Raw genomic sequence first — 22,397 nt, 5'->3', positions numbered from 1 at the left:
GCCGATACGCCTTACCAGAAGCGAAAAATCTCCCGCACGGCGTCGCCGATCGACGCCAGCGTGCCATGTTTTCGCTCCACCACCTCGCCGTGATGGCTGTCGCGCCAGTCCTGCGGCTGATCGAACGTACCCGCCCAGATACCGACCTTGGCGGCCCGGGCGGTAGCTTCTTCACTTTCGAAGTCGCCAAAGGCAACCGCCCAGCCCGCCTCGACCTGAGCGCGGTTGAGGTCGGTGCCGCCGGCCTTGCAGTCGCCAAGCAACCGGCCATAGCGATCCCGCTGCCAGCCGCTGCAGGTAACGGGCCTGCCGGCGATCAGACGCACCAGCGACTGGCGCGCAAGCGTGCCACAGGCATAGTCGGCGCCGTTCCTGCGGCAGGTCTGGGTGTATTCCGGGGCGTCGATGCCGCGCATGCGGATGCGCTCGGCGCCGAGCGTGATCGAATCGCCATCATTGATCATGGCAGCGCCTTGGGTCTGGCGCGTCTCCACCCGATCGAGGCGCGCCGCCAACAGGATCAGCAGTCCCAGAATGATGATGGCCAGACCATAGTCCAACACCTTGCGCCACAGGCTTCTCGGGCGCGGCGCCGCGTACCGCCGGCGCGATCTTGGCGACCAGGAACGGCTCATATGGCAAACGGTTGGTTAATCATTCGAACGTAGCTTAACACCTTGGAACCGCTGCACGAATAATTTGAAGTTTTTGATGCCCTTGCAACGCTCGAACACAGCGGACAAGTTTATTGTGGACCGCAGGAAACGGCATCGCAACAGCGATGTCGCGCGTGCGGTGCGCAAGACGCGCGACCGTCTTTCGCAGCAAGCCGGCAATCCCGATTTCGACCGCGAATTGTTGAAACTCCACGCCGGCGCCATGACAAGCGGCGCCGTGGCGATCCCGTTGCTCGTGCTGGCGATCGCCGCTGCCGGCTGGCTCGCCGGCGTCGGCAATGAGATCGGGCTCTGGGCGTTGTTCACGCTCATTTGCTATACGATCGTCGCCTTCATGGCGCGGCGCATCGAGCGCACGGAAGCTGCCGAGCTTAACCCCCTGCAAACGCGACGGGAATTCCTGCTCGGCCATTTCCTTTGTGGCCTCGGCTGGGGCTGGTTCGTCTTGCTCGGCTGCGGCGCCTGCCAGGTCGATCAGTTCCAGGTGGTCAAGGCGGTGGTGCTGCTTTTTGCCATGGCCGGGACGGCGCTTATGGCTTCATCGCTGAGCGGCGCGTTGCTGGCGACTTTCGCCGTGCCGGTGGCGCTCTATGCCTACGTCGCTACCAAGCTGTGGATGCCGGTCGAGGCGGTCCTGGCCGGGCTGCTTGTCCTGTCGCTGCCTTTCTTCGTCTATGTCGCCCGTCAGCTCAACCGCGCCTCGCTGATGGTGTTGTCGTTCCGCTCCGAAAAGGATGCGTTGATCGCCGAACTGGAGACAGCGAAGTCCATGTCGGACGAGGCGCGGCGGCGGGCCGAGGATGCCAATCTGGCAAAGTCGCGTTTCCTCGCTTCGATGAGCCATGAATTGCGCACACCGCTCAACGCCATTCTCGGCTTTTCCGAGGTGATGGCGAACGAAGTGCTGGGGCCGATGAGCAATCCCACCTATCGGGACTATGCCCATGACGTGCATGATTCCGGCCAGCACCTCCTCGACCTCATCAACGAGATCCTCGACCTGTCGCGCATCGAGGCCGGTCGCTACCAGCTCAACGAAGAGCCGGTGATGCTGCTGAACATCGTCGAGGATTGCTGCCACATGATGGAGTTGAAGGCGCGCAACAAGGATATCCGCCTCATCCAGGATTTCGAACAGACATTGCCGCGACTGTTCGCCGACGAGCGTGCCGTACGCCAGATCACGCTCAACCTTCTGTCCAATGCCATAAAGTTCACTGCCACCGGCGGCGAGATCCGCGTCCGTGTCGGCTGGACGGCGGGTGGCGGGCAATACATCTCCGTCAAGGACAATGGTCCGGGGATTCCCGAGGACGAGATCCCGGTCGTGCTCTCCGCTTTCGGCCAGGGCTCGATCGCCATCAAGAGCGCCGAACAAGGCACCGGGCTCGGCCTGCCGATCGTGCAAGGCCTGCTTGCCATGCATGGCGGCGAGTTCGAGCTTCATTCCAAGCTGCGTGAAGGCACGGAGGCGATTGCCATCTTCCCGCTGAGCCGGGTGATGGAAGAACTGCCGGCCCTGCCAACCGCGGCGGTGGCGGCGCGACGGCGGTAGGCAACCCCAGCGACTTGCCTCCATTCCGCCTCAAAGGGGACCGCGGACCGCAATGACCGCAGATTGGGATGCCAGCAGCGTCGAAATCAAATCGCAACGGCTTCGCCTCAAGCTCTTTACGGCCGTTGATGCTGACGAAGTCTTTGCCGCCATCACGCCCGCAATCACCCGTTTCATGCAGTGGGAACCGCCTCGATCATCAACGGCCTTTGCCGAGGTATGGCGATCCTGGTTGGCGCCGATCCTTGAAGGATCGGATCTGCATTTTGTTGTGCGCTCACTGGTGGACGATCACTGTCTGGGACTTGTCGGCCTTCACGCGGCAAAGACGGCCTGGCCCGAAATCGGAATTTGGATAAGGGAGGACGTCCATGGAAACGGCATCGGCCGGGAGGCCGTCGCCGCCGTGGTGGCATGGGCGTCCGAGGAACTCGATCCGGATGGCTTCGAATATCCTGTCGCCGAAGAGAATATGGCGAGCCGAAGAATTGCGGAAGGCCTTGGCGGTTCAATCGTCGAGACGCGCTCCAATCCGAAATACACCTCGGTCGTCTATCGTCTCCCCAATCCCAGGCGTTGATGCGCCAGGGCGGGAGGCCTCTAGATCCGAACCGCCGCGGCCATGCCTGAACTGGTCAGCGCCGCCGCCTTGACCAGGCCCGCGCCAAATGCTGCCCCTGCCCCTTCGCCATGGCTTATGCCGAGGTCAAGCAGCGGGCGGAAGCCAAGCAGTTCGGCGGCCCTGGCATGCGCGGGCTCCGGCGACAGGCTGGCGAGAAGACAGTGATCGAGGGCTCCAGGGTTCGCGGCATAAAGCACCGCCGCGGCAGCCGTTGCGGCAAAGCCGTCGAGCAGCACGGGTATCTTCTGCATCCGCGCGGCGAGAATGGCGCCGGCTATCGCGGCGAACTCGCGGCCGCCGACCCGGCGCAGCACTTCCAGCGGGTCGTCGAGATGGCCGTGGTGAAAGGCCAGCGCCGCATCGACCACATCGGCCTTGCGGACCTGCATCGCCGCGTCGGCGCCGGATCCCGGGCCAACCCAGTCGGCACCCCTGCCCCCGAACAGCGCGGCAAGCAAAGCGGCGGCGACGGTGGAATTGCCGGCGCCGAGATCGCCGAGGCAAAGCAGGTCGGTGCCGCCCGCGATCGCTTCCATGCCGAAAGCCATGGTCGCCGCGCATCCGCGCTCGTCAAGCGCGGCATCCTCTGCGATGTCGCCGGTCGGGATATGCAGGGCAAGATCGAACACCTTCAATCCCAGATCATAGGCAATGCAGATCTGGTTGATCGCCGCACCGCCTGCCGCGCAAAGCTCGACGGCGTTGGCGGTTGCCGCCACCGGGCGCGGCGAAATGCCATGACGGGTCACGCCGTGATTGCCGGCAAAGACTGCCATCAGCGGCCGTGTTGCCGCGGGCGGAGCCCGGCCGCTCCACGCGGCAAGCCACGCCGCGATGTCCTCGATGCGGCCGAGCGAATGCACTGGCTTGTCGGCCTTGGCAAACAGCGCGCGCACGCGCGCTTCGGCTTTGAGGTCGGCCGCCGGCAGATTGTCGAGCAAGTTGCGAAAGTCGTCGAAAGGCAGAGCGCTGGTCATGTCGTGAGCAATCATTCCTGGATTTCGTGAGCGGCATAGCCGCGTTGCGTGATCGGCACAACCTCTCCCAAACGTCCGCCTTGATTGCCGCAAAGATGGCCTGGGAAGACGCGATCGCGAGGGCTTGCATTGGCTTTGCCGTTGCACCATGTGGAGGTGGAAGAGCGGAGTCCGCACGGATCCCGCGAGAGAAAGTCATGACGGCCATCGAATCCCCCTGCATCCTGGTCTGCTCGATCGACATGAAAACCGGCTTCTGCTTCGGTTGCGGCCGCACGCGCGAGGAAATCGGCGCCTGGATGGGGATGACGCCCGAAACGCGCCGCAATGTGATGGCCGAACTGCCGGCCCGACTGGAAACGGTCGAGCGCCGGCCGCGCCGCGAAACGCGCCGCACCCGCATGGCGCGCGAACGCGACGCACTCTAGCGCAGTTCTCCGTTTCACGGAAAACGGCGAACCGCACTAACTCTTTGTTTTAACGCAATTCTCATGGGAAAACCGTTCACGCTTTTCCTGGAATTGCTCTAGCGAGGCACGGATGAGCAGCCGACTGTTCTGGATTCTGATGGCGGTGATCGGCGTGGGCGCGGCCCTGCTCGTGCTCAATGATTCCGCCGGCAGCACGCTTGGGGTCGAGAATTACGATTTTGGCCGGCTGATCTGGCTTGGCGCCTTCGGCGCCTTGATCGGCGCCGGCCTGCTGCGATCAGGCCGCCCGTTGGGCGACATGGCCCGCAGTTTCGGCGCCTGGGCGGCAATCGTGCTGGCTCTGATCGCCGGCTACCAGTACCGCTACGAACTGCAGGACATCGCCAGCCGGGTGACCGCGGGCCTCGTTCCCGGCAGCCCGCTGGCGCTTGGCGTCGAAGACGGCCACGCCACGGTGACCCTCGACAAGGCCGACAATGGCCATTTCGAAGCGCGCATCCTGGTCAACGGCAACCCGATCCGGGCCGTTGTTGACACCGGCGCGACCAGCACGGTGCTGACGTCGGAAGATGCACAAGCCGCCGGCTTCAACCCGGCCGCGCTCAATTACACGATACCGGTTTCGACAGCCAACGGCATGGCGCGCGCCGCCGCGGTCAAGACCGACGCGGTGGCGATCGGCGGCATCGTGCGTAAGGACATGCCGGTGATGGTCGCGGCCCCGGGCATGCTGAGCCAGAGCCTGCTCGGCATGAACTTCATCGGCTCGCTGTCGGGCTTCGACGTGCGTGGCGACCGCATGATCCTGCGGGACTGAGCTCAGGCCGCCTCGGCGGCCGCTCCACCGAATTCGACTGCCGCGAAAGCCGTCTTCAGCACGTCAGGCCCGGCACCGGGCCGGTTAGCGTCGGTCGACAGGATCTGGCGGTAACGGCGAGCACCCGGCAATCCGTGGAACAACCCCACCATGTGGCGGGTGACATGGCCGAGCCGCCCGCCCTGTTCGATGTGGCGCGCCGCATAGTCCGCCATGGCATCGATCAGTCCGGCGAAATCGAACGCCTCGGGCTTCGCGCCGTAGAAGCCGGCGTCGACGCCCGCCAGAATACTTGGCGTGTGGTAAGCGGCGCGGCCAAGCATGGCGCTGTCGACATGATCGAGATGCGCGCGTGCCTCCTCAAGCGACTGAATGCCGCCATTGATGCCGATGAATTTGCTCGGTTTTCCAGCCTTCAGCCGATAGACCCTGTCATAATCGAGCGGCGGGATGTCGCGGTTTTCCTTGGGGCTCAACCCCTCCAGCCACGCCTTGCGCGCATGCACCCACAAGGCGTCGGCGCCGGCCGTGAAAACCCCGTTCGCCAGCGCATCCAGCGCCGGCTCCGGATCCTGTTCGTCGACGCCGATGCGGCACTTGACGGTGACGGGTATTGCCACCGCCGCCTTCATTGCCGCGACGCAGTCGGCGACGAGGTCGGGCACCTTCATCAGGCAAGCGCCGAACGTGCCCGACTGGACGCGATCGGACGGACAGCCGACATTGAGGTTGATCTCGTCATAGCCGAAGGCTTCGCCAATGCGCGCCGCCTCGGCAAGTTTCGCCGGATCCGAGCCGCCGATCTGCAGCGCGACCGGATGTTCCACCGCATCAAAACCGAGCAACCTTTCGCGCGCGCCCTGTATGACCGCGTCGGCCACCACCATTTCGGTGTAGAGCAGCGCATGGCTCGTCAGCTGACGATGGAAGAACCGGCAATGCCGGTCCGTCCAGTCCATCATGGGTGCCACCGCCACTCTATGCTCTTGATTTTTCATCATTTTTTCTTAACATCAAATTGTTGACACCTGCCGAACGCAGACGAATTTTCGCCAGAATACGACCCTTTTCGCGACATTTCGATCTCTCAGTACAAACGAAGCGCACACGAAAAAATGGCCACCTACACTAAACTCTCGTCCGGTTCCTGGCGTGTCCAAGTCCGTCGCAAAGGTCGCTACGTCAGCGAGACCCTCCTGCGCCCCGACGCCGCACGGCGCTGGGCAACCGAAACCGTGTGCCAAGTCGATCGCGGTGAGACGCCGACCAAGTCCCGCACAGCGCCCAAAAAAGCCTTTCGGCGAACTCATCGGCCTTCATATCGACGACATGTGCGATATAGGCAAGTCCCCTCGCCGCTCCAAGGCCGCATCCGGCAAACCCAAACCTTTCGCGCCCAGCTCCTTGGCGTAAGCAAGATTTCGCACGTTTGCGGGTCCAACGCCCACCACTTGCGGCCGTTTCTATACTGAGCAATACTGCTATTGGGGAAGTGTGGGTTGTTGGGGGCGTACTATGCCAATTTACGATGTCGCAGAGATGCGCCTCGATCGAATTATTAGATCGAGGGCGGTCGAAGCATGTAGTCCAGACGCGGCTGCATTGATCATGAATTCGCGCAGATCAATCTCCCAAAAATGGGAGAAAGATTGGGTCCGCGTGACTGACGAAAATGATGGGCGAGTATTCGCTTTCACAATCGCCAGGCGCGAGCGGATGGCCGACGATAAGGAAGTCGACGATCCGTGTGCGTGAGGTGCGGCGGACCTGAGAAGCGGACCGTCCGGCGGACACCATTCCGGGCAACCTCCAACGGAAATTAGCCAGCGCAACGATCGGATGACGTAGCAACAACTCGCCGGGCGAAGACCCCTGCCACCTCTAGCCCGGCGAGCCTGCTACCCGATCAGGAGCGTGATCAGGGCCCGGGATCACCCGGTGCCCCCGGTCCAACGCAAGATCGATGCCCAGCGCCCCTGTCCCGAAATGGGACGATAACGCCATATCGAGCGCCTTCTGCTTGTCTTTGGTGGTGAACAGCGGTGCTCCAGTGCGCCTGTCGAAGACGTTGACCAGTAGGTCATTGCAGGCTTGTCGGGCATCAACGGCCCTCCCGTCCTTCATATGCATGCTTCGCGCATATTTACATTGGCGCATACGTCGACCAGCCGGCGGCGCCGTGCTCACAAACAGCCCGTCGGTTAGGCCCGGTTCCTATTCACATCCCAACTTATAGGCGCCGGGCCGTATATGGAGGACCCTCATGGAAGCAGTAGGCCTTTACCGGTGCCCTGGAATTCCGCCATTTGCCTGCATTGTAGAGCGGGCCAAGGCTAGTTACATCAGCCGGGACGCCTACAGAGCCGGCGGCTACAAGCCAGACTTCGACGCGTTGCCTTGGGAAGCTGAGTACAGGGCCGCAAAACAAAAGGCCTAGGAGGCAAAGAAACCTGCCCCATTCCTTTGAATGAGCGGCGGATCGTCGCCGGTGACATCCTTTACCGTCTTAAACAGCGCCTCATGCGTCCTTTGGAGAGCTCGGAAGTGCTCGCTGGTTGTGGGGATATAAGCCGCCTCACGATGTTCTTGTGGAGCGCTTCCGCCGCCGCCACCAAGCACTCCATTCAGCCTGAGATAGCTGCTTGGAAGATGTGGCTCCCGCCATTGGCGATCTCCATTTGGCGGTCGCCGCAATGGAGGATTATATTCCTCTACTCGATCGAGCGCACAAGGGCGATGATGCAGTTATCAACTGCGGTCGCCTGGAGGCGCGGACCGTCGAGCCCCTCCACCAGCCTTTGCCGCCGCACCGACAGCCGGTGCCTGGGTCAACCGGCCCTAAGGGCCAGTTATAATCCACGGGTTGGTATCATATCCCAGGTGCGGCTTATCCGGCTTTGCTCCGTCCGGCAATTTCGCTGTTCCGGTCAAGTTGCAGTCAAGCTCTGGCCTCGGCCTCTTGCTCGAATGCTTGGTAGAGCAAAGGGCCGTAGCATCACTGACGGCCACCTTCTTCTCCTTGGCAACGGCGACTCCAGTCGCAGCGATCACGAGTGCCGCGCAAACTATAACCACTCTCATCGTAATTCCCCACGGTTGCGCATCCCCAAGATGCTGGGAGTGACGTTACGTCAGTTTTATATTAGCGCAAGCGAATATTAAGCCCATGCTCGCTTTGGGGGCAAGGCTGAACCGAAGCCCGCCCCAGACAGTTTTGCCCCAGTCCGAGGCGGGCTGTGGAAGCGAGCTCGGCACGAGCTTTTTCGATCGTCGCGAAGCCTTTGCCTCCTGCTGGTTCCGCGCGGTTTCCGGAGATCACGGGTGGCGGGTATGCTGCTGATCAGACGATGCGCAACAGCTCGCGCAGGCGGACCGGTAATCTGGGCGAGGCCTGTAGCTCGGCGCAGCTCGTCTCCCATTGCCGCAGATATTCACCAATGGCCAGGCCGCTGCGGCCGGGCCAGCGGTTGAGTGCCCCTAGCGCCTCGAGGCAGTCCGGCGCGCGGTCGTATTCGGCGAGGATGGTCAGCGACATAGCCTGGGCGAACGGATTAAGGGCGGGCATTTCGATCTCGCCGCGATGATCGGTGAACCATGCCGCGGCGTCGCGGGTGAGCCCCTGGCTAACTGCGAGAGCCGTATAGCGGTCGATGAAATCCTGGCGGTATCGGGCGATGGCATCGCCGAAGGCGTTGTCGCCGGCGAAGGGCGGGTTCTGCTTCCAGCTTCTCGCCAGACGCCCAAGCCCGCGCAGCGAGTGGGCCTCCACCATGGCTTCCTCGAGCCATTGGCAGGGCGGCGCCGGCTTGGCGTCCGGCTGCCAGCTGTTGCAGAGCACATGGCCGAGCTCGTGGCCGAACTGGTAGGCGAGCTTTGACCAGTCCCGCTCGCCGATGTCCACGATGATCCAGGCCATGCTGGTGCCGTCCGGATGCAGCCAGATGGCCGGCGTGCCAGAAGTGTGTTCGTCGACACGCAGCCGCGTCGGCTGGCGGTCGGAGACAAGGCGGACGCCATCGAGGCAGGCATGCCGCATGCGCTCGACGACCTGATCAGCCGCGCCCTCAAGCATGCGGCCCCAGTCGCCGGCAAGCTCGATGGGCGCGGTGAGTAGGGACGTCGTCGGATGGTCGGTGGGTAAGCCAGGCTTCATCTCTCCAGAACTCTTCTGAGAGGCACTCCGTTCCACGACGAGTGTAGGCACCAAGCCGACGGCCGCAAACACTATGAGTAGTTTTGAAAATTCTCGCCTTATTATCAAGGTATTTTGCCCGTGATTGGCGTTCGAATTGTCCCTAGGTTCGACGTTGCCATGTGATGAGTCTTCAACTTGAGCAAAAAGCGCAACAAAATTGCCGCAGTTGCCAGTTTCTTACGGGCTGCGGGGAAAAAGTGATTCCTCTTGGATTGAACCACGCTAATCAAACAAGCTTTGAATCCATGCCACGAACTCGCCGAACCACCTGGATATATAGCGTCAGCTCACGTTCCCAAGCAACTGATAGGTTATCAAGGTTTCTTTCCCGGTCGTATTATTTGTACGCCAGAGTTCCTTCAGTTCTCGAGAAAACGGTGGCTGGTCAAGCTCTAGCCCACGTCCACGGCCAACTCGCCAGTCGAAACGCACGTCCCAGCCGGCAGGCTTGTCAGGATTGACCGGTCCGAAATGTTCTAGCGGTTGGCTTTCGGTGATGTATACGTAGCGATATCTAAGCTTATGCAGGATAGTATCGACGTCATGGTTAGGCAGATGTTGCAGCACTTGCCGTAGTAGACAGACATCCCCTGGAGGCAATGGATCCTCGACTATATCGACTTCAAGAAATGATACTCGCCCCCCCCCGAATAGATCGCGATTGTGTTCAATCAGTTCAGGTACAATATCGCACCCTACGTAAGACAACTCAGGCATGCGCGAAAGAAGTTCTCGGCCTATGGCAAAATCACCACATCCGAGGTCCACGACCGTAATTGGCCGCCCTATTTCTGCGACGGTTTCCCTCAGGATTTGGCAGAGCGCGTCGAGATAGGCATCAGCGGTTGGGCCGCGCGACCCGATGCCCGAGAAAAATCGGCCCTCCTTGTCACTGCCCCAAAGCCCTCTTGCGTAAACTTCCTGAAAAGCAAGTCTTCTAGTGGCATCGCGAGTCCTCCAGTGCGACTGCCCGGCGGGACGAACGCGCGAAAACGTGCGGTCTTCATCGCCTATCTTTCTGAGAACACCAAGTTCCCCGTGAACATTGTCAGCAAGCAAGCGCTCGAAGTTGTCATAAATGCGCACAGACGCAGTTTTGTGTGAAATGTAGGCATTGGCTTCAACTGAGAGCACGTGTGAGTTGAAACTCCCTTCCTCGTGAAGCTTGCGAATGTAGTGCCCCAAGCTACGGTGATCGACCGGAGCCGATTGCTGGAGTTCTTCCAGAATATATAGTCCGTGCGGGTTCAAAGCTGGGTACAACATGCCGAGTGCGAGCTGTCTCTCGCTGCTTGGGTAAGTCCCATAGTCCAGGACCACGTCAATCCCTGCAACTTGGTCATCTACAAAGCCAGCCAGGGCGTCACTGGTGAGTTGGTCGACAGAATAGCGTCTTGCGCGAGGGTGCTCGTATCGAATTTTATGTCGATGAACCGAAGACACTATCGCGTTCGGAAAGAAGTCGAGCAATGTCTTGGTGCTGGCTAGCTGATCCTGGTCAGAGCCCGCTTGCCCGTCGCAGAACGTTCCAATTTCAAGGATGTTGAGCTTTTCGAACGATCGTGCGCGCAGAAGATCGAAATAAATTCGTTCGTAGCCAGACGACGAGCGCTTCTCTCGCAACTCAAAGCTCGTGTGGGCAGTCGTAAAATCGGTCCAAAGATTAATACTTTCGAACAATCGTGTCAGGTGACGGAAGACGCTGCTCGGCAGGGCGGCATCCGGGGTCAAACCTCTATCGCGCCAAGACTTGGTCCATAAATGCACACCAGTGACTCTCGGGTCCGCGAGGAGGGTAAAAGCTTCGCCGTTTTCAGAGGTGAAAAGATCGACTTCGGTCCAATCGATCGAATTGAAATACGTGGGCGAAAGTACACAAGGGATCAAATCCGTTCCCTCTGCTGACAGTAGGTATTCGGTTAGTAAGGACGGCCCGAGCGCACCGAATTCGAGCCGATGGCCTGAATTCCATCCCGCCAAGGCCTTCTCGTAGAGATGTCGCATATGCTTGGAGCCGCTCGGAGCCCTCATCACATCGTTAACACAGGCGTGGCCGCCCTCCAGGCCAAACCACTGTGTCGAGAAAACGTGATCGGAAATGAAATCAAGCGGCTTGAGTAGGACGATGTCGGTGTCAAGCCACCAGCCACCCTGCTCATACAGCAGGGCGTATCGAAAAATATCACTGAACGCATGTATCTCTCGCTTGGCGAGGCATTCCTCGTAGAGCCTCGGCGGGAGCACCTCGCGCGCATCTACAAGGTGGACGCCATCCGGGACGACCTGACGCAACTGGGAACGGTCGTCATACGTATAAAGGTAAGTCGGGTGACCATGAGAAAGTGCCGATCGCAAAGCAATGTGCCCGAATTCACCCAGCGGTCGCGATGACCAGAAGAAACTCACGCGGTCTAGTCGGTGGCCGGAGAACAGGACCGTCTCCGTTATCGGCATTGCAGGGCCAGTCAATTGGTTTCTAAATTCTCGCCTCACCTTTTGGTGCGTGATGAGATACGGGAAATGCTTGCAAGCGAGCAGAATTATGTCGTCTTTTGTTAGGTGGACGGTTCTATCGGCTGGCGGCGGCATCTGGAGGAACTCCTGCACAAACTTTGTTTTGCCTTTGGCGCGCATCGCAGGGCCGCACCGTAACCCACGACCAGCGAACTAAGTTGCTTTCGCACCGGTGACGAGCATTTGAACCGGTGATTGCAATGGGTTTCTCATGCACCGATTTGCGCCATGTCCCACAGACACATCGCCTTCGATGCGTAGTGTTCCTCCGGCATGACTAGGAGTGGTAGGGGCAATGAGAATGGCGGTTGCTGTAAGTTGAGAAATCCGAATCCGCCCGTTTCCCGCGCAATGTCCTGTGCCGAGGTCGAATGGCTTGAGGTGAACAGCCAGCGCGCGCCGGACTTCTTGAAGTTGCGTAGCACGCGCCAAATATCGGGCTCGGTCAGATGCTGCAGACAGTCGCGTGAAAAAATGAGGTCAACGTTCGGCAGTGGCTCAGCAGCAAGATCAAGCGCGTGAAATTCGCGATCCGCATATCGCATGCCGTTCGTTTCGATGACCTCAGGCACGATATCGCAGCCAATGTAGTGCGTTTTGCCCAAGTCAACGAAGCGCATCCAGTTGAAGTCACCGCAGGGCGCATCGAGCATGGAGTTCACATCCAGTGCGCGCAAAAGCATCGGCAGTACGGTTCGGACACGATGCGTCGTTGCGTATGCTGAACCGAGTCCGGAGCGCGATTCCTCGGAGCCCCACTCGTTGCTTTGGTAAATGCGCGCGAACGCTTCGCGGGATTCATCGGGCGTGCTTTGCGTCATCGAGTGCACCTCATGTTACTCGTCGCATCGACATTGGCGCGCGACAACATCAAGATCCCAACGCCCCGTAGGCGGGCTTTGTCAGTATCTTCACCTTCCCTTGCACGTGCGCGCGTCGAGCCAATGCTGTCTGTTGTGCTTCCATGACAAACTAGCTCGGCTCTCGGTGATCTGTGTCTGCCCGGTCTGACGGCGGTTCGGTATCGTGAATGACGAGTGGTGGCATGCAAACGTAAGCTTGCATCGAGCCATATGCCGCACACATCGCGCAATCGATACCCGTGTCATCAAGGATGACGGCAGTTCCAGAAAAGGGAATTTGTCTGCTTCGTAGCGGCAGACACTTTTCCAGAAGTATTCGCGCGCCTCGTGGTGTGACTGTGTAAGCCTGAGTCCCAAATGAGTGCTCTACCTTGATGAGGGATCGAGAAAATTTCTCGGCCTGAAACAAGGTGGGGTTATTATTATATCGACGATCATAAAATTCCAACTTGGCTTTGGAGAAGCCGAGATTTACCCAAAGAAACAACGGATCGTATATATATCCCCACTGTATCAAATCCCAGCTTTCCGGTGCTTGAGATAGTATATTGGCGGATTCCTCCACAAATCGAAACGATGCTCGAACGTCGTCTTCAAAAATAGTTATCGTCTTGTTTTCTGAAACCGCCAGCTTCCATAAGCCGATATGGGATAGAGCGCATCCCAAAGTGCCCGGGGGGTACGCACAATCATTGGTGATCAGACCTTCCTTTATGAGCGCCTCCCTGTCGAGAGAAGTGCCGTCAACGGCCGACACACGAACCGTATTGTACGTTAGGTGCCAGTTATTGCTTTGATACCTGCTCCAGCGCTCGACGCTGCGGTCGAGGTTTATCAGGTGTATTTTCGGCGGATCCTTCGGCTCGACATGTCGATCTGGCATTGGTACGGCGCCCGGAGGCGTGGCGGCAGTGAATACCGGCGTGTCGCCCGCACCGTGCAACAGCGCTCGGGCGCGCTCGATCCCGTCACTCACATAATATTGGCCATCGCCGAAGGTTATGTAGCCATAGACTTGTCGGTTATCCATATACTGGACGATGCCGGCCTTGCGGGCGCTGTCGGCAAAGATCACATACTCGTAGCGTGATGTGGCGTCCTCGTATGTCAGTTCGGTCAGTACGTCGGCGCGGACAAGATAGGTGCAGTGCACAAGCGGCATCTCGATAATGCCGCGCACGTGGCGGTTGAGCACCCAGCCATATTGATCGCACTGCATATAGTAGCCGTTGGCGTCGATTTCGGCGTGGTAGTTCGAATAGTATTGCCCGGGAGAGATGGAGCGAAGCAGGGGAGCGACGATCGGCACGTCGAGCGCGACAAGCTCGCGTAGCGTGGCCGGTCGCACGAAATTATCGACGTCGGCAACGAAATAGAAATCGCAGCTGTGTTCGAGAGTTTTCCGCAAACTTATGTTGCGGATTCGGCCAAGCACCCTGAAGCGCGTCTCGTTCCATTCATGTTCGCCAAACTGCTCGACTCTATCGGCCACGTTGGAGGCATCGAATTCAACCGCGGCATAGAGGTGACCAACGCGCTCCACCCATTCGCGCAGTATGTGCTCGGTCCTGTCGGTGTTGTTGTTTGTCCTGATGTACAGGACGATCGACGCCTTCGGGTAGTCGAGCGCCTCGATGCACTCAAGGTACAGCGGCAGTGCCGGCTCTTTCTGCTTTGCCAGGATTGTCACCAGGATGCGCGGCGTGCCCTCGATGCGCGACCGCAACGAACGCTGCCGGACGAGCCTGTGCTGGTCGATCAAGCTCTCGGTCCCGAACGCCCCTAGTTTCGGCGGCTCATTGAGCGGAAGCTTGCCGGTGGCGAAGCGCGCGTTGGCCACCACCCGCTTCGTCATTTCAGCAGGCAATTTGTCGGAGGCGAGCAATTTTAGACAAGCGTCGAGCGATTCCCGGTAAGCGCCTGCCCAGTAGGCATTGACGGCAAACTCGTCGAGCACTCCGTAATCGTAGACCCAGGGCTGAATGAAAAGTCCGGCGGGTTGAACAAGGTCGAGCCCTCGACGCGCAAATTCCGCTCCTTCCGCATTCCGGCCCTGGTTGCGGCAATAGAGGCTCGCGGCGTGTAGAGCCTCCGCGCGGGCGGGGACGACCTGCGCCGCGCGCTCAAAGGCGGCAACGACCTCCTCGAATGGCCGCCCCAGTGCAGCCATCAGGTTGCCCGCCTCGAGCAGGCTGACATAGACCTCCTCGTCCCAAAAACCCAGCTCGGCACGCTTCAGATAGGTCGCCAGTGATTTTTCACGCTCGCCGGAATCCCTGTAGCTCTGTGCCAGATAGAAGGTGTATCGCGAAACAAGGAAGGGGTCGGTCTCCGTTGCAAGCGCATTTTCAAGAACGGCCGAGTCGTCCTGGTACTTTCGCGGGTTTTGACTGCGTGCTCCGCCACGCCCCGTCGCCACGCGAAAACCCTTGGCGGTCTCCCGCGTGAGATGGCCAGGAGGGGCCTCGAGATATTCGTGCAGAACGCCCTTGAAGGCGAACGGCAGCCGGTTGCGGCAGATCTGCGGGCGATAAAACGAAATGCCACCATGTAACACCTCGACGTCGTATAAATCGTGTTCCATCTGCGACTTGAACCTGATCGGATCGAAGTCGGCGTCCCGGATCAGAACATCGTCCGCGTCGATGATCATTGCATAGTCGACAGTCTCGACTTTACGCAATCGTTCAAGGGCGAAGGTACGGTTGTACGCGAAGTCCCGCCACGGCTCGTCAATGACAGCGCCTTGGACACCGTGATCGGCGAGGAAGCCGCGTATCAGGTCTTGCGTGCCGTCTTCGGAACCCGTGTCGACGATGAGCACGTAGTCGACAAGGGGGAGCACGCTGGCGAGGCATTGCAGGATGACCTTCGTCTCGTTCTTGACAATCATGCACAGGCCGATGGTGCTCATGCGATTCCTTCAGCTGAGCAGCGGTCGTTGCGCGCCTGCTCGAAATTGTGGAATGGGAATTCGTGCAGCTCGCCCGGCAGGTTGCGGGCAGCGAAGAACAATTTGATGAAATCCTGGGTCCCGTCGGTCGAGCCGGTATCGCCGATGACACAGCAGTCGATGTGGTCGACAACCGCCCCGAGACAGCGTTGAAGGTTCGCCATCTCGTTCTTGACGATCATGTTGAGGCAGAGCCGCTTGCCGTTCGCCATTCGTGATCCATCGGCCCTCAATGTGACTGTCGGCGATAAGGACGGTTCGCGTGTCGCCGCGCCATGCCGGATCCGTTTCGATGCGGATTTGCCAAGTCTCGATCGCTCATGCCTTCCCCCCGCTGTCGCTGTCCACTTGCCAGTCCGGCCGCGCAACAGCTGATATTTCCAAAAAGCCGATCATTCCTTCTCACGGATCTCACAGGTCGTCCTCTGGAAACCGCGCTTAACCTTATCCATCGTGGTTAGCAGCCAGCCGTCGTGCCGGCCCGGCGGCAACCGCGATCGTGAAAGGACCCTGCCCCAACTGCAACCGCCGGCATTCACCGCTTCGTCCGGTCACCGGTTTAGGTTCGGTATTTCGCCGCCATTTGCAGGCTGCCGTCAAGGTCGAGGCACCCACATCCGCTGACACATTGCCAACCCGTCTGGCTGCGCCATCGTCGATGGGTTTGCATGGAAGATGGAGACCTTCAATTGCTGTCCGAAGCAGGCAGGATTGCAAGTAATCCTAGTAAGCATCTGATTTTCATAACAGTTTTCTAACTCAGCCCGCTGCTATTGTTAAAGCGGCGCTACCCTGCTTTCAGCTAATTTAGTAATTGCTTAATTTATAGTTTACAACTTGCTAAATTTCGAATTTACTAAAATGCGGTGTTGAGGGACGCCCGCGGATCGGACGGCCGCATGCCCGAATTTCTGCGTAAGTCTCTCTCAGGGAGTTGAGTTAGAGGGTCTGGGTAATCAGGGCCGTTTGGCAGATTGTAAGGTGCGTCCCCAGGGCGCGCCAACGGTGTGTCGTGTCCATGCCCTCCCCTTTGGAGGCGGACGGCCTCCCATTCCTTCGAGAGTTGTCGCCGAGACGTCAGCGTCACGGTAACGGGAGTGGGTTGTGATTCAAGTGGCATCGCGTGCGTATCGCAAGAGCTGTGCAGGCCCCGGACTGCACGGGGTCGATAGAACACTGCGGCTAGGCGTCGTCAGAACCGACCGGCCGAATGGGCTGACCGGCGCGCCTCGGCCCGCGTTTCCGAACCCTTTTTCATCCATCCCTCGATATCCGATTTCGGAACGATCTTCCGGAACCGGAGGCAAGAGGCCAGTCGATCGCTCCCGCAGCCGAACGTCCGGCCGCGCGGCCGCGCGCTCGGAACGAATTTCATCGATGCACTGTCGCACGCACTTCGAACACCAGATGCGCTGACCTGGCCGGGCGGCGGGCATTTGGCGCCAACGGCAATTGACGGCGCGGCACTGTGGCCGCGGACCAAGGAGGATAGGATGAGCTACATAGCAGGGTTTGCAGTGATGGAAGTTGCCGTTAGAGGCGTCTTGCCCATCGGCGACACCACCGAAAATGTGCCTTATTTTATCCTGGACACGGCCAAGAACGCCGTTGTCGGCCAGGTCATTCTTCCCAAGGCCGTCAAGCGAAGCCTCGCCGTCGCTCTCACCGTCAAGGTTCCCGCCGCAGCCGGCTCATTTGCGATTGGCACGTTCGACGATGGCGGGAATTTCCAGGCCTGTAGCTTCCTCCGCGTAGAGAGCCCCGCTGTCGAACGGCCTGACGGCGCCGTCGGCTCGTCGGGAAGATGACCGCGCCGCCCAAAGATCCTTCTTCCGACCGCTCGCCGGCCAGCCGATGGGCGGTTTTCCCTTGAATTGAATTCGAAGCCAACAGGAGCCAGTCATGGCCCGTGCCTCTGAGATTCTCTTTGTCGATCCTTCAGTCTCCGATCTCCAGACGGTTCTCGGCAACGTGCGACCCGAGGTTCAAGCGATTGTGCTCGACGGCCGCCTGCCGGCGGCGCGGCAGATCGCTGCCGCGCTCGCAGGGCACGAAGGGCTCGATGCGGTGCACGTCATCGCACATGGCGCATCTGGGCGGATCAGCTTCACTGCCGGAGAATGGTCATCAGCCACATTGAAGGCAGAGGCAGAGGATCTTGCCGCAATCGGCCGGGCGCTTGCCGCGGACGGCGAACTGCGGCTGTGGAGCTGCGAAACGGCATCGGGGAATGCTGGCGAGACCTTTGTGGCGGCGCTGGAAGAAGCCGTCGGCGCGGACGTCTGCGCGTCGAGATCGCTGGTTGGCGCAGCGGCCCTCGGTGGCACCTGGCAAATATTCGCACGCGCGAGCGCACCCATGCCCCTGCCGCCGCTGACCTCAGATGGAATGGCAAGTTACGCCGGAGTGCTTGCATCGGGTGATCTGACACTCAACGGCACGATACAAGGAAACGGCAACGCAAGTTCCGTCAACACCTATTATCTGGTGGATACAACCTTAGGTTCTAACGTAGTAGTTGGCAGCTTTCAACTTCCAAATGCTACTAATGCCGGCCTCGCACTTGCGTTTTCTATCACTATAACAATTCCAAATACGACCCATAGTTATACTATTTACGACAATAGTTTCGATGTATTTGGTACACTTACCCCCCTCGTCCCTGGTGTTAGTTATACGTTCGCGGCCGGTGCTGCTAACGGCACACACAACAATACATTTACGCCGGCGACTCTCAACCTCACGCAGTCAGGCGCCACTGGCCCGGCTGGCGCGACGGGCGCGACCGGAGCCACAGGTGCGACCGGGGCAACGGGCGCGACAGGAGCCACGGGCTCTACTGGCGCGAGCGGCTCGTCGGGTGCGACTGGCTCGACCGGCGCAACGGGCGCGACTGGGGCAACGGGCTCGACAGGTTCGACCGGGGCGACCGGTGCGACCGGCGATACAGGCGCGACAGGCGCGACAGGCGCGACTGGCTCGATCGGAGCAACCGGCTCGACCGGAGCGACAGGCGCCACCGGTGCGACGGGTGATACCGGAGCAACTGGCTCGACTGGGGCAACTGGTTTGACCGGCTCTACCGGAGCCACAGGTGCGACCGGAGATACAGGTGCCACAGGCTCGACCGGCGCGACAGGTTCGACCGGCTCGACCGGCGCAACTGGCTCGACGGGGGCGACTGGTGATACCGGCGCCACGGGCGCCACGGGTTCCACCGGAGCAACCGGCTCGACCGGAGCGACAGGCGCCACCGGTGCGACGGGTGATACCGGAGCAACTGGCTCGACTGGGGCAACTGGTTTGACCGGCTCCACCGGAGCCACAGGTGCGACCGGAGATACAGGTGCCACAGGCTCGACCGGCGCGACAGGTGCGACCGGCTCGACCGGCGCAACTGGCTCGACGGGGGCGACTGGTGATACCGGCGCCACGGGCGCCACGGGTTCCACCGGGGCGACTGGCTCGACAGGAGCAACCGGAGCGACCGGTTCGACCGGCTCGACCGGAGCCACAGGTGCGACCGGAGCTACAGGTGCGACAGGCTCGACCGGAGCGACGGGTTCGACCGGCTCGACCGGAGCCACAGGTGCGACCGGAGATACAGGTGCCACAGGCTCGACCGGCGCGACAGGTGCGACCGGCTCGACCGGCGCAACTGGCTCGACGGGGGCGACTGGTGATACCGGCGCCACGGGCGCCACGGGTTCCACCGGGGCGACTGGCTCGACAGGAGCAACCGGCTCGACCGGAGCGACGGGTTCGACCGGCGACACGGGTTCGACCGGAGCAACTGGCTCGACTGGGGCAACTGGTTTGACCGGCTCGACCGGAGCCACAGGTGCGACCGGAGATACAGGTGCCACAGGTTCGACCGGAGCCACAGGTTCGACCGGCGCGACTGGATCCACTGGTGCAACGGGTGATACCGGCGCCACGGGCTCTACAGGTGCAACCGGGTCCACCGGCGCAACTGGCTCGACCGGAGCCACAGGTTCGACCGGCGCCACTGGTTCGACTGGTGCGACTGGCTCGACCGGGGCGACTGGTTCGACTGGTGACACCGGAGCGACCGGAGCGACTGGGGCAACCGGAGCAACCGGCTCGACCGGAGCAACAGGCGCGACCGGAGCAACAGGCGCGACCGGGGCGACAGGCTCGACTGGCTCGACCGGTTCGACCGGTGCCACGGGCTCGACCGGCGCAACCGGCTCTACCGGGGCAACTGGTTCGACCGGAGCAACCGGAGCAACCGGAGCGACCGGCTCAACCGGAGCAACCGGTTCGACCGGCGCCACCGGCTCAACCGGAGCAACCGGTTCGACCGGCGCCACGGGCTCGACCGGCGCAACCGGTTCGACCGGCGCCACGGGCTCGACCGGAGCAACCGGCTCAACCGGATCGACCGGCTCAACCGGGGCAACTGGCTCGACCGGCGCCACTGGCTCGACCGGTGCGACTGGTGCGACCGGCGCCACGGGCTCGACCGGGGCGACTGGCTCGACCGGCGCCACGGGCTCGACCGGAGCAACTGGCTCGACCGGCGCGACAGGCTCGACCGGCGCGACTGGCTCGACGGGTTCGACCGGGGCAACCGGCGCAACTGGCTCGACCGGGGCAACCGGCGCAACTGGCTCGACCGGCGCCACCGGCTCGACCGGAGCCACCGGCGCAACCGGCTCGACCGGAGCGACCGGCTCGACAGGGGCAACCGGTTCGACTGGCGCAACTGGCTCGACAGGGGCAACTGGCTCGACCGGCTCGACCGGGGCGACCGGCTCGACCGGCTCGACAGGCTCGACCGGGGCGACCGGCTCGACCGGCTCGACCGGAGCAACCGGTTCGACTGGCGCCACTGGCTCGACAGGAGCAACTGGCTCGACCGGCGCGACAGGCTCGACCGGCGCCACGGGCTCTACCGGCTCGACCGGAGCGACGGGATCGACCGGGGCAACCGGCTCGACCGGAGCAACCGGCTCGACCGGAGCAACTGGCTCGACCGGAGCAACCGGCTCGACCGGGGCAACTGGCGCAACAGGCTCGACCGGCGCCACCGGCTCGACCGGGGCAACTGGCTCGACCGGCTCGACAGGAGCAACCGGGGCAACTGGGTCGACCGGCGCCACCGGAGCAACCGGCTCGACCGGAGCGACTGGCTCGACCGGAGCAACCGGCTCGACCGGGGCAACTGGTTCGACCGGGGCGACAGGCTCGACTGGTGCGACAGGTTCCACCGGTGCGACTGGCTCGACCGGAGCGACTGGCTCGACCGGCGCCACCGGCTCGACCGGAGCAACGGGCTCGACCGGCGCGACGGGTTCGACCGGGGCAACCGGCTCGACCGGAGCAACCGGCTCCACAGGCGCAACGGGTTCGACCGGGGCAACCGGCTCGACAGGTGCAACCGGCTCGACTGGCGCGACGGGCTCGACCGGAGCGACTGGCTCTACCGGGGCAACCGGCTCGACCGGAGCAACCGGCTCGACAGGAGCAACCGGCGCGACAGGCGCAACCGGCTCGACCGGAGCAACGGGTTCGACCGGGGCAACCGGCTCGACAGGAGCAACCGGCTCGACCGGCGCGACTGGCTCGACCGGAGCGACCGGCTCGACCGGAGCAACGGGTTCGACCGGGGCAACCGGCTCGACAGGTGCGACGGGTTCGACCGGTGCCACGGGCTCGACCGGAGCAACTGGCTCGACTGGTGCCACGGGCTCGACTGGTGCGACCGGCTCGACCGGCGCGACAGGCTCGACTGGTGCCACGGGCTCGACCGGCTCGACCGGAGCCACCGGCTCGACCGGAGCAACTGGCTCGACCGGAGCGACTGGATCGACCGGGGCAACCGGCTCGACCGGAGCCACCGGCTCGACAGGTGCGACGGGTTCGACCGGTGCCACGGGGTCGACCGGAGCAACCGGCTCGACCGGGGCAACCGGCGCGACTGGCTCGACCGGCGCCACCGGCTCGACCGGAGCGACTGGAGCGACCGGCTCGACCGGACCAACAGGCTCGCCTGGTCCGACGGGGTCGACTGGAGCAACCGGCCCAGGCGGTCAGACCGGTGATCATGGTCATGGCAATAACGGCCACGGCAATGGACAGCAGGACGCGCCGGGCAATTCCGGGGACCATAACAATGCCGACAACAGCAGCCATCAGGGACAGGGCAACTCTTCCGGAGGCCAAGGCAACGGCGGTAATAACGCCAACGTCACGGCCAGCACGCTGGGGCTGACGGACACGGCGAAGTTCCTGCAGTCCGGCTCGCCCGACGGCAACAGTGATCCCGGCAAGCATGCGTCGTTCGGCCAACTGGTCGGCCTTGCGGCGACGTCGGTGACGACAGACCTGCTGAACGTCCTCAAGACAATCAGCGGATCTGGCAACAACCAGAACAAGCCTTCCGGAGCGAGCACGGATCTCACCTCGGATCAGACCAAGCCTGGCGCCGGCTACGCCAGCAACGACCACACCGTCAAGACGTCCCTGAAGGATCTCTTGAAGCCGCACGACTGAGTGGCGAATGGACCTGGACGGTAACCGGTCCAGGTTGGCGAACGGGCGCGCGGGCTTCGCTGGAAAGCGGAGCCCGCGCGCTTTTCATTCGTGCTCTGTCGGCTCGCGCAGCATCGTAGGGCATGCCTGGTACCAGGGTCAGCCGCCTGCAGGCGTGTCCGCTTCCGGCCCAGCCATGGCGACCATTCGCGGATTGAAAGCAACTTAAAGGAAGCCGCCAAAGTCTTAGATTTCCAAAACAATTTGGGCGAGTCCGGCGTCTCGATATTGACCG

At 61.6% G+C, this 22,397-nt stretch carries 15 protein-coding genes and 1 pseudogene; 7 read left to right on the top strand and 9 right to left on the bottom strand.

The window, feature by feature from the left end:
• Positions 1–11: 11 nt before the first annotated feature.
• On the bottom strand, positions 12–635 hold the full coding sequence (locus D3242_RS25410) for a thermonuclease family protein (protein WP_064985471.1): 624 nt from the start codon (positions 633–635) through the stop codon (positions 12–14).
• 76 nt (positions 636–711) lie between these two features.
• On the opposite strand from D3242_RS25410, the gene D3242_RS25405 reads away from it, so the two are divergent.
• On the top strand, positions 712–2,232 hold the full coding sequence (locus D3242_RS25405) for a sensor histidine kinase (RefSeq protein WP_064985473.1): 1,521 nt from the start codon (positions 712–714) through the stop codon (positions 2,230–2,232).
• A gap of 52 nt (positions 2,233–2,284) precedes the next feature.
• Positions 2,285–2,812 carry a GNAT family N-acetyltransferase gene (locus D3242_RS25400; RefSeq protein ID WP_064985474.1) on the top strand — a complete coding sequence of 176 codons (528 nt, stop codon included), beginning with the start codon at positions 2,285–2,287 and terminating at the stop codon, positions 2,810–2,812.
• 20 nt (positions 2,813–2,832) lie between these two features.
• Here the strand turns inward: D3242_RS25400 and D3242_RS25395 are convergent, their stop codons facing one another.
• On the bottom strand, positions 2,833–3,831 hold the full coding sequence (locus D3242_RS25395; RefSeq protein ID WP_064985714.1) for a nicotinate-nucleotide--dimethylbenzimidazole phosphoribosyltransferase: 999 nt from the start codon (positions 3,829–3,831) through the stop codon (positions 2,833–2,835).
• A gap of 197 nt (positions 3,832–4,028) precedes the next feature.
• Between D3242_RS25395 and D3242_RS25390 the strand changes: the two genes are divergently transcribed.
• On the top strand, positions 4,029–4,259 hold the full coding sequence (locus tag D3242_RS25390) for a DUF1289 domain-containing protein (protein WP_010909481.1): 231 nt from the start codon (positions 4,029–4,031) through the stop codon (positions 4,257–4,259).
• A gap of 112 nt (positions 4,260–4,371) precedes the next feature.
• Complete coding sequence (locus D3242_RS25385; RefSeq protein ID WP_038646810.1) at positions 4,372–5,079, top strand: TIGR02281 family clan AA aspartic protease; 708 nt, start codon at positions 4,372–4,374, stop codon at positions 5,077–5,079.
• A 2-nt stretch (positions 5,080–5,081) separates the two neighbouring features.
• On the opposite strand, the gene dusA is transcribed toward D3242_RS25385, so the two are convergent.
• From dusA to D3242_RS25340, 6 genes are all read right to left on the bottom strand, one after another.
• Positions 5,082–6,080, bottom strand: coding sequence for a tRNA dihydrouridine(20/20a) synthase DusA (gene dusA / locus D3242_RS25380; RefSeq protein ID WP_064985476.1), 999 nt, complete (start codon positions 6,078–6,080; stop codon positions 5,082–5,084).
• A gap of 2,339 nt (positions 6,081–8,419) precedes the next feature.
• Positions 8,420–9,232 carry a hypothetical protein gene (locus D3242_RS25360; RefSeq protein ID WP_064985479.1) on the bottom strand — a complete coding sequence of 271 codons (813 nt, stop codon included), beginning with the start codon at positions 9,230–9,232 and terminating at the stop codon, positions 8,420–8,422.
• A 324-nt stretch (positions 9,233–9,556) separates the two neighbouring features.
• Positions 9,557–11,908, bottom strand: a complete 2,352-nt coding sequence (locus tag D3242_RS25355; RefSeq protein ID WP_064985481.1) for a methyltransferase domain-containing protein — start codon at positions 11,906–11,908, stop codon at positions 9,557–9,559.
• A gap of 89 nt (positions 11,909–11,997) precedes the next feature.
• Entirely contained in the window at positions 11,998–12,609 is a 612-nt protein-coding gene (locus D3242_RS25350) for a class I SAM-dependent methyltransferase (protein WP_064985482.1), read from the bottom strand.
• 151 nt (positions 12,610–12,760) lie between these two features.
• Positions 12,761–15,565, bottom strand: coding sequence for a glycosyltransferase family 25 protein (locus D3242_RS25345; RefSeq protein WP_064985484.1), 2,805 nt, complete (start codon positions 15,563–15,565; stop codon positions 12,761–12,763).
• Positions 15,562–15,816, bottom strand: coding sequence for a glycosyltransferase family protein (locus D3242_RS25340; protein ID WP_019858143.1), 255 nt, complete (start codon positions 15,814–15,816; stop codon positions 15,562–15,564). Before D3242_RS25340 ends, D3242_RS25345 begins: the two co-directional genes overlap by 4 nt.
• Before the next feature lie 1,281 nt (positions 15,817–17,097).
• Between D3242_RS25340 and D3242_RS25335 the strand changes: the two genes are divergently transcribed.
• Together D3242_RS25335 and D3242_RS33815 are read left to right on the top strand one after the other, a co-directional pair.
• The gene (locus D3242_RS25335; protein WP_069092176.1) at positions 17,098–17,412 is read left to right on the top strand and encodes a hypothetical protein; all 315 of its coding nucleotides are present in this window, start codon (positions 17,098–17,100) and stop codon (positions 17,410–17,412) included.
• 94 nt (positions 17,413–17,506) lie between these two features.
• Positions 17,507–17,956, top strand: a pseudogene (locus D3242_RS33815) (DUF4347 domain-containing protein); the annotation flags it as partial.
• Between the two features lie 320 nt (positions 17,957–18,276).
• Here D3242_RS33815 and D3242_RS34395 read toward each other — a convergent pair.
• On the bottom strand, positions 18,277–21,567 hold the full coding sequence (locus tag D3242_RS34395) for a hypothetical protein (protein WP_425374465.1): 3,291 nt from the start codon (positions 21,565–21,567) through the stop codon (positions 18,277–18,279).
• A 376-nt stretch (positions 21,568–21,943) separates the two neighbouring features.
• On the opposite strand from D3242_RS34395, the gene D3242_RS33805 reads away from it, so the two are divergent.
• Complete coding sequence (locus tag D3242_RS33805) at positions 21,944–22,123, top strand: hypothetical protein (protein WP_064985486.1); 180 nt, start codon at positions 21,944–21,946, stop codon at positions 22,121–22,123.
• Positions 22,124–22,397 lie beyond the last annotated feature (274 nt).

Origin of the sequence: Mesorhizobium jarvisii (assembly GCF_003601985.1) — a bacterium.
Lineage (GTDB): Bacteria > Pseudomonadota > Alphaproteobacteria > Rhizobiales > Rhizobiaceae > Mesorhizobium > Mesorhizobium jarvisii.
Note: the sequence above shows the minus strand (reverse complement) of the source record. Positions and strands in the feature narration are given on the sequence as shown.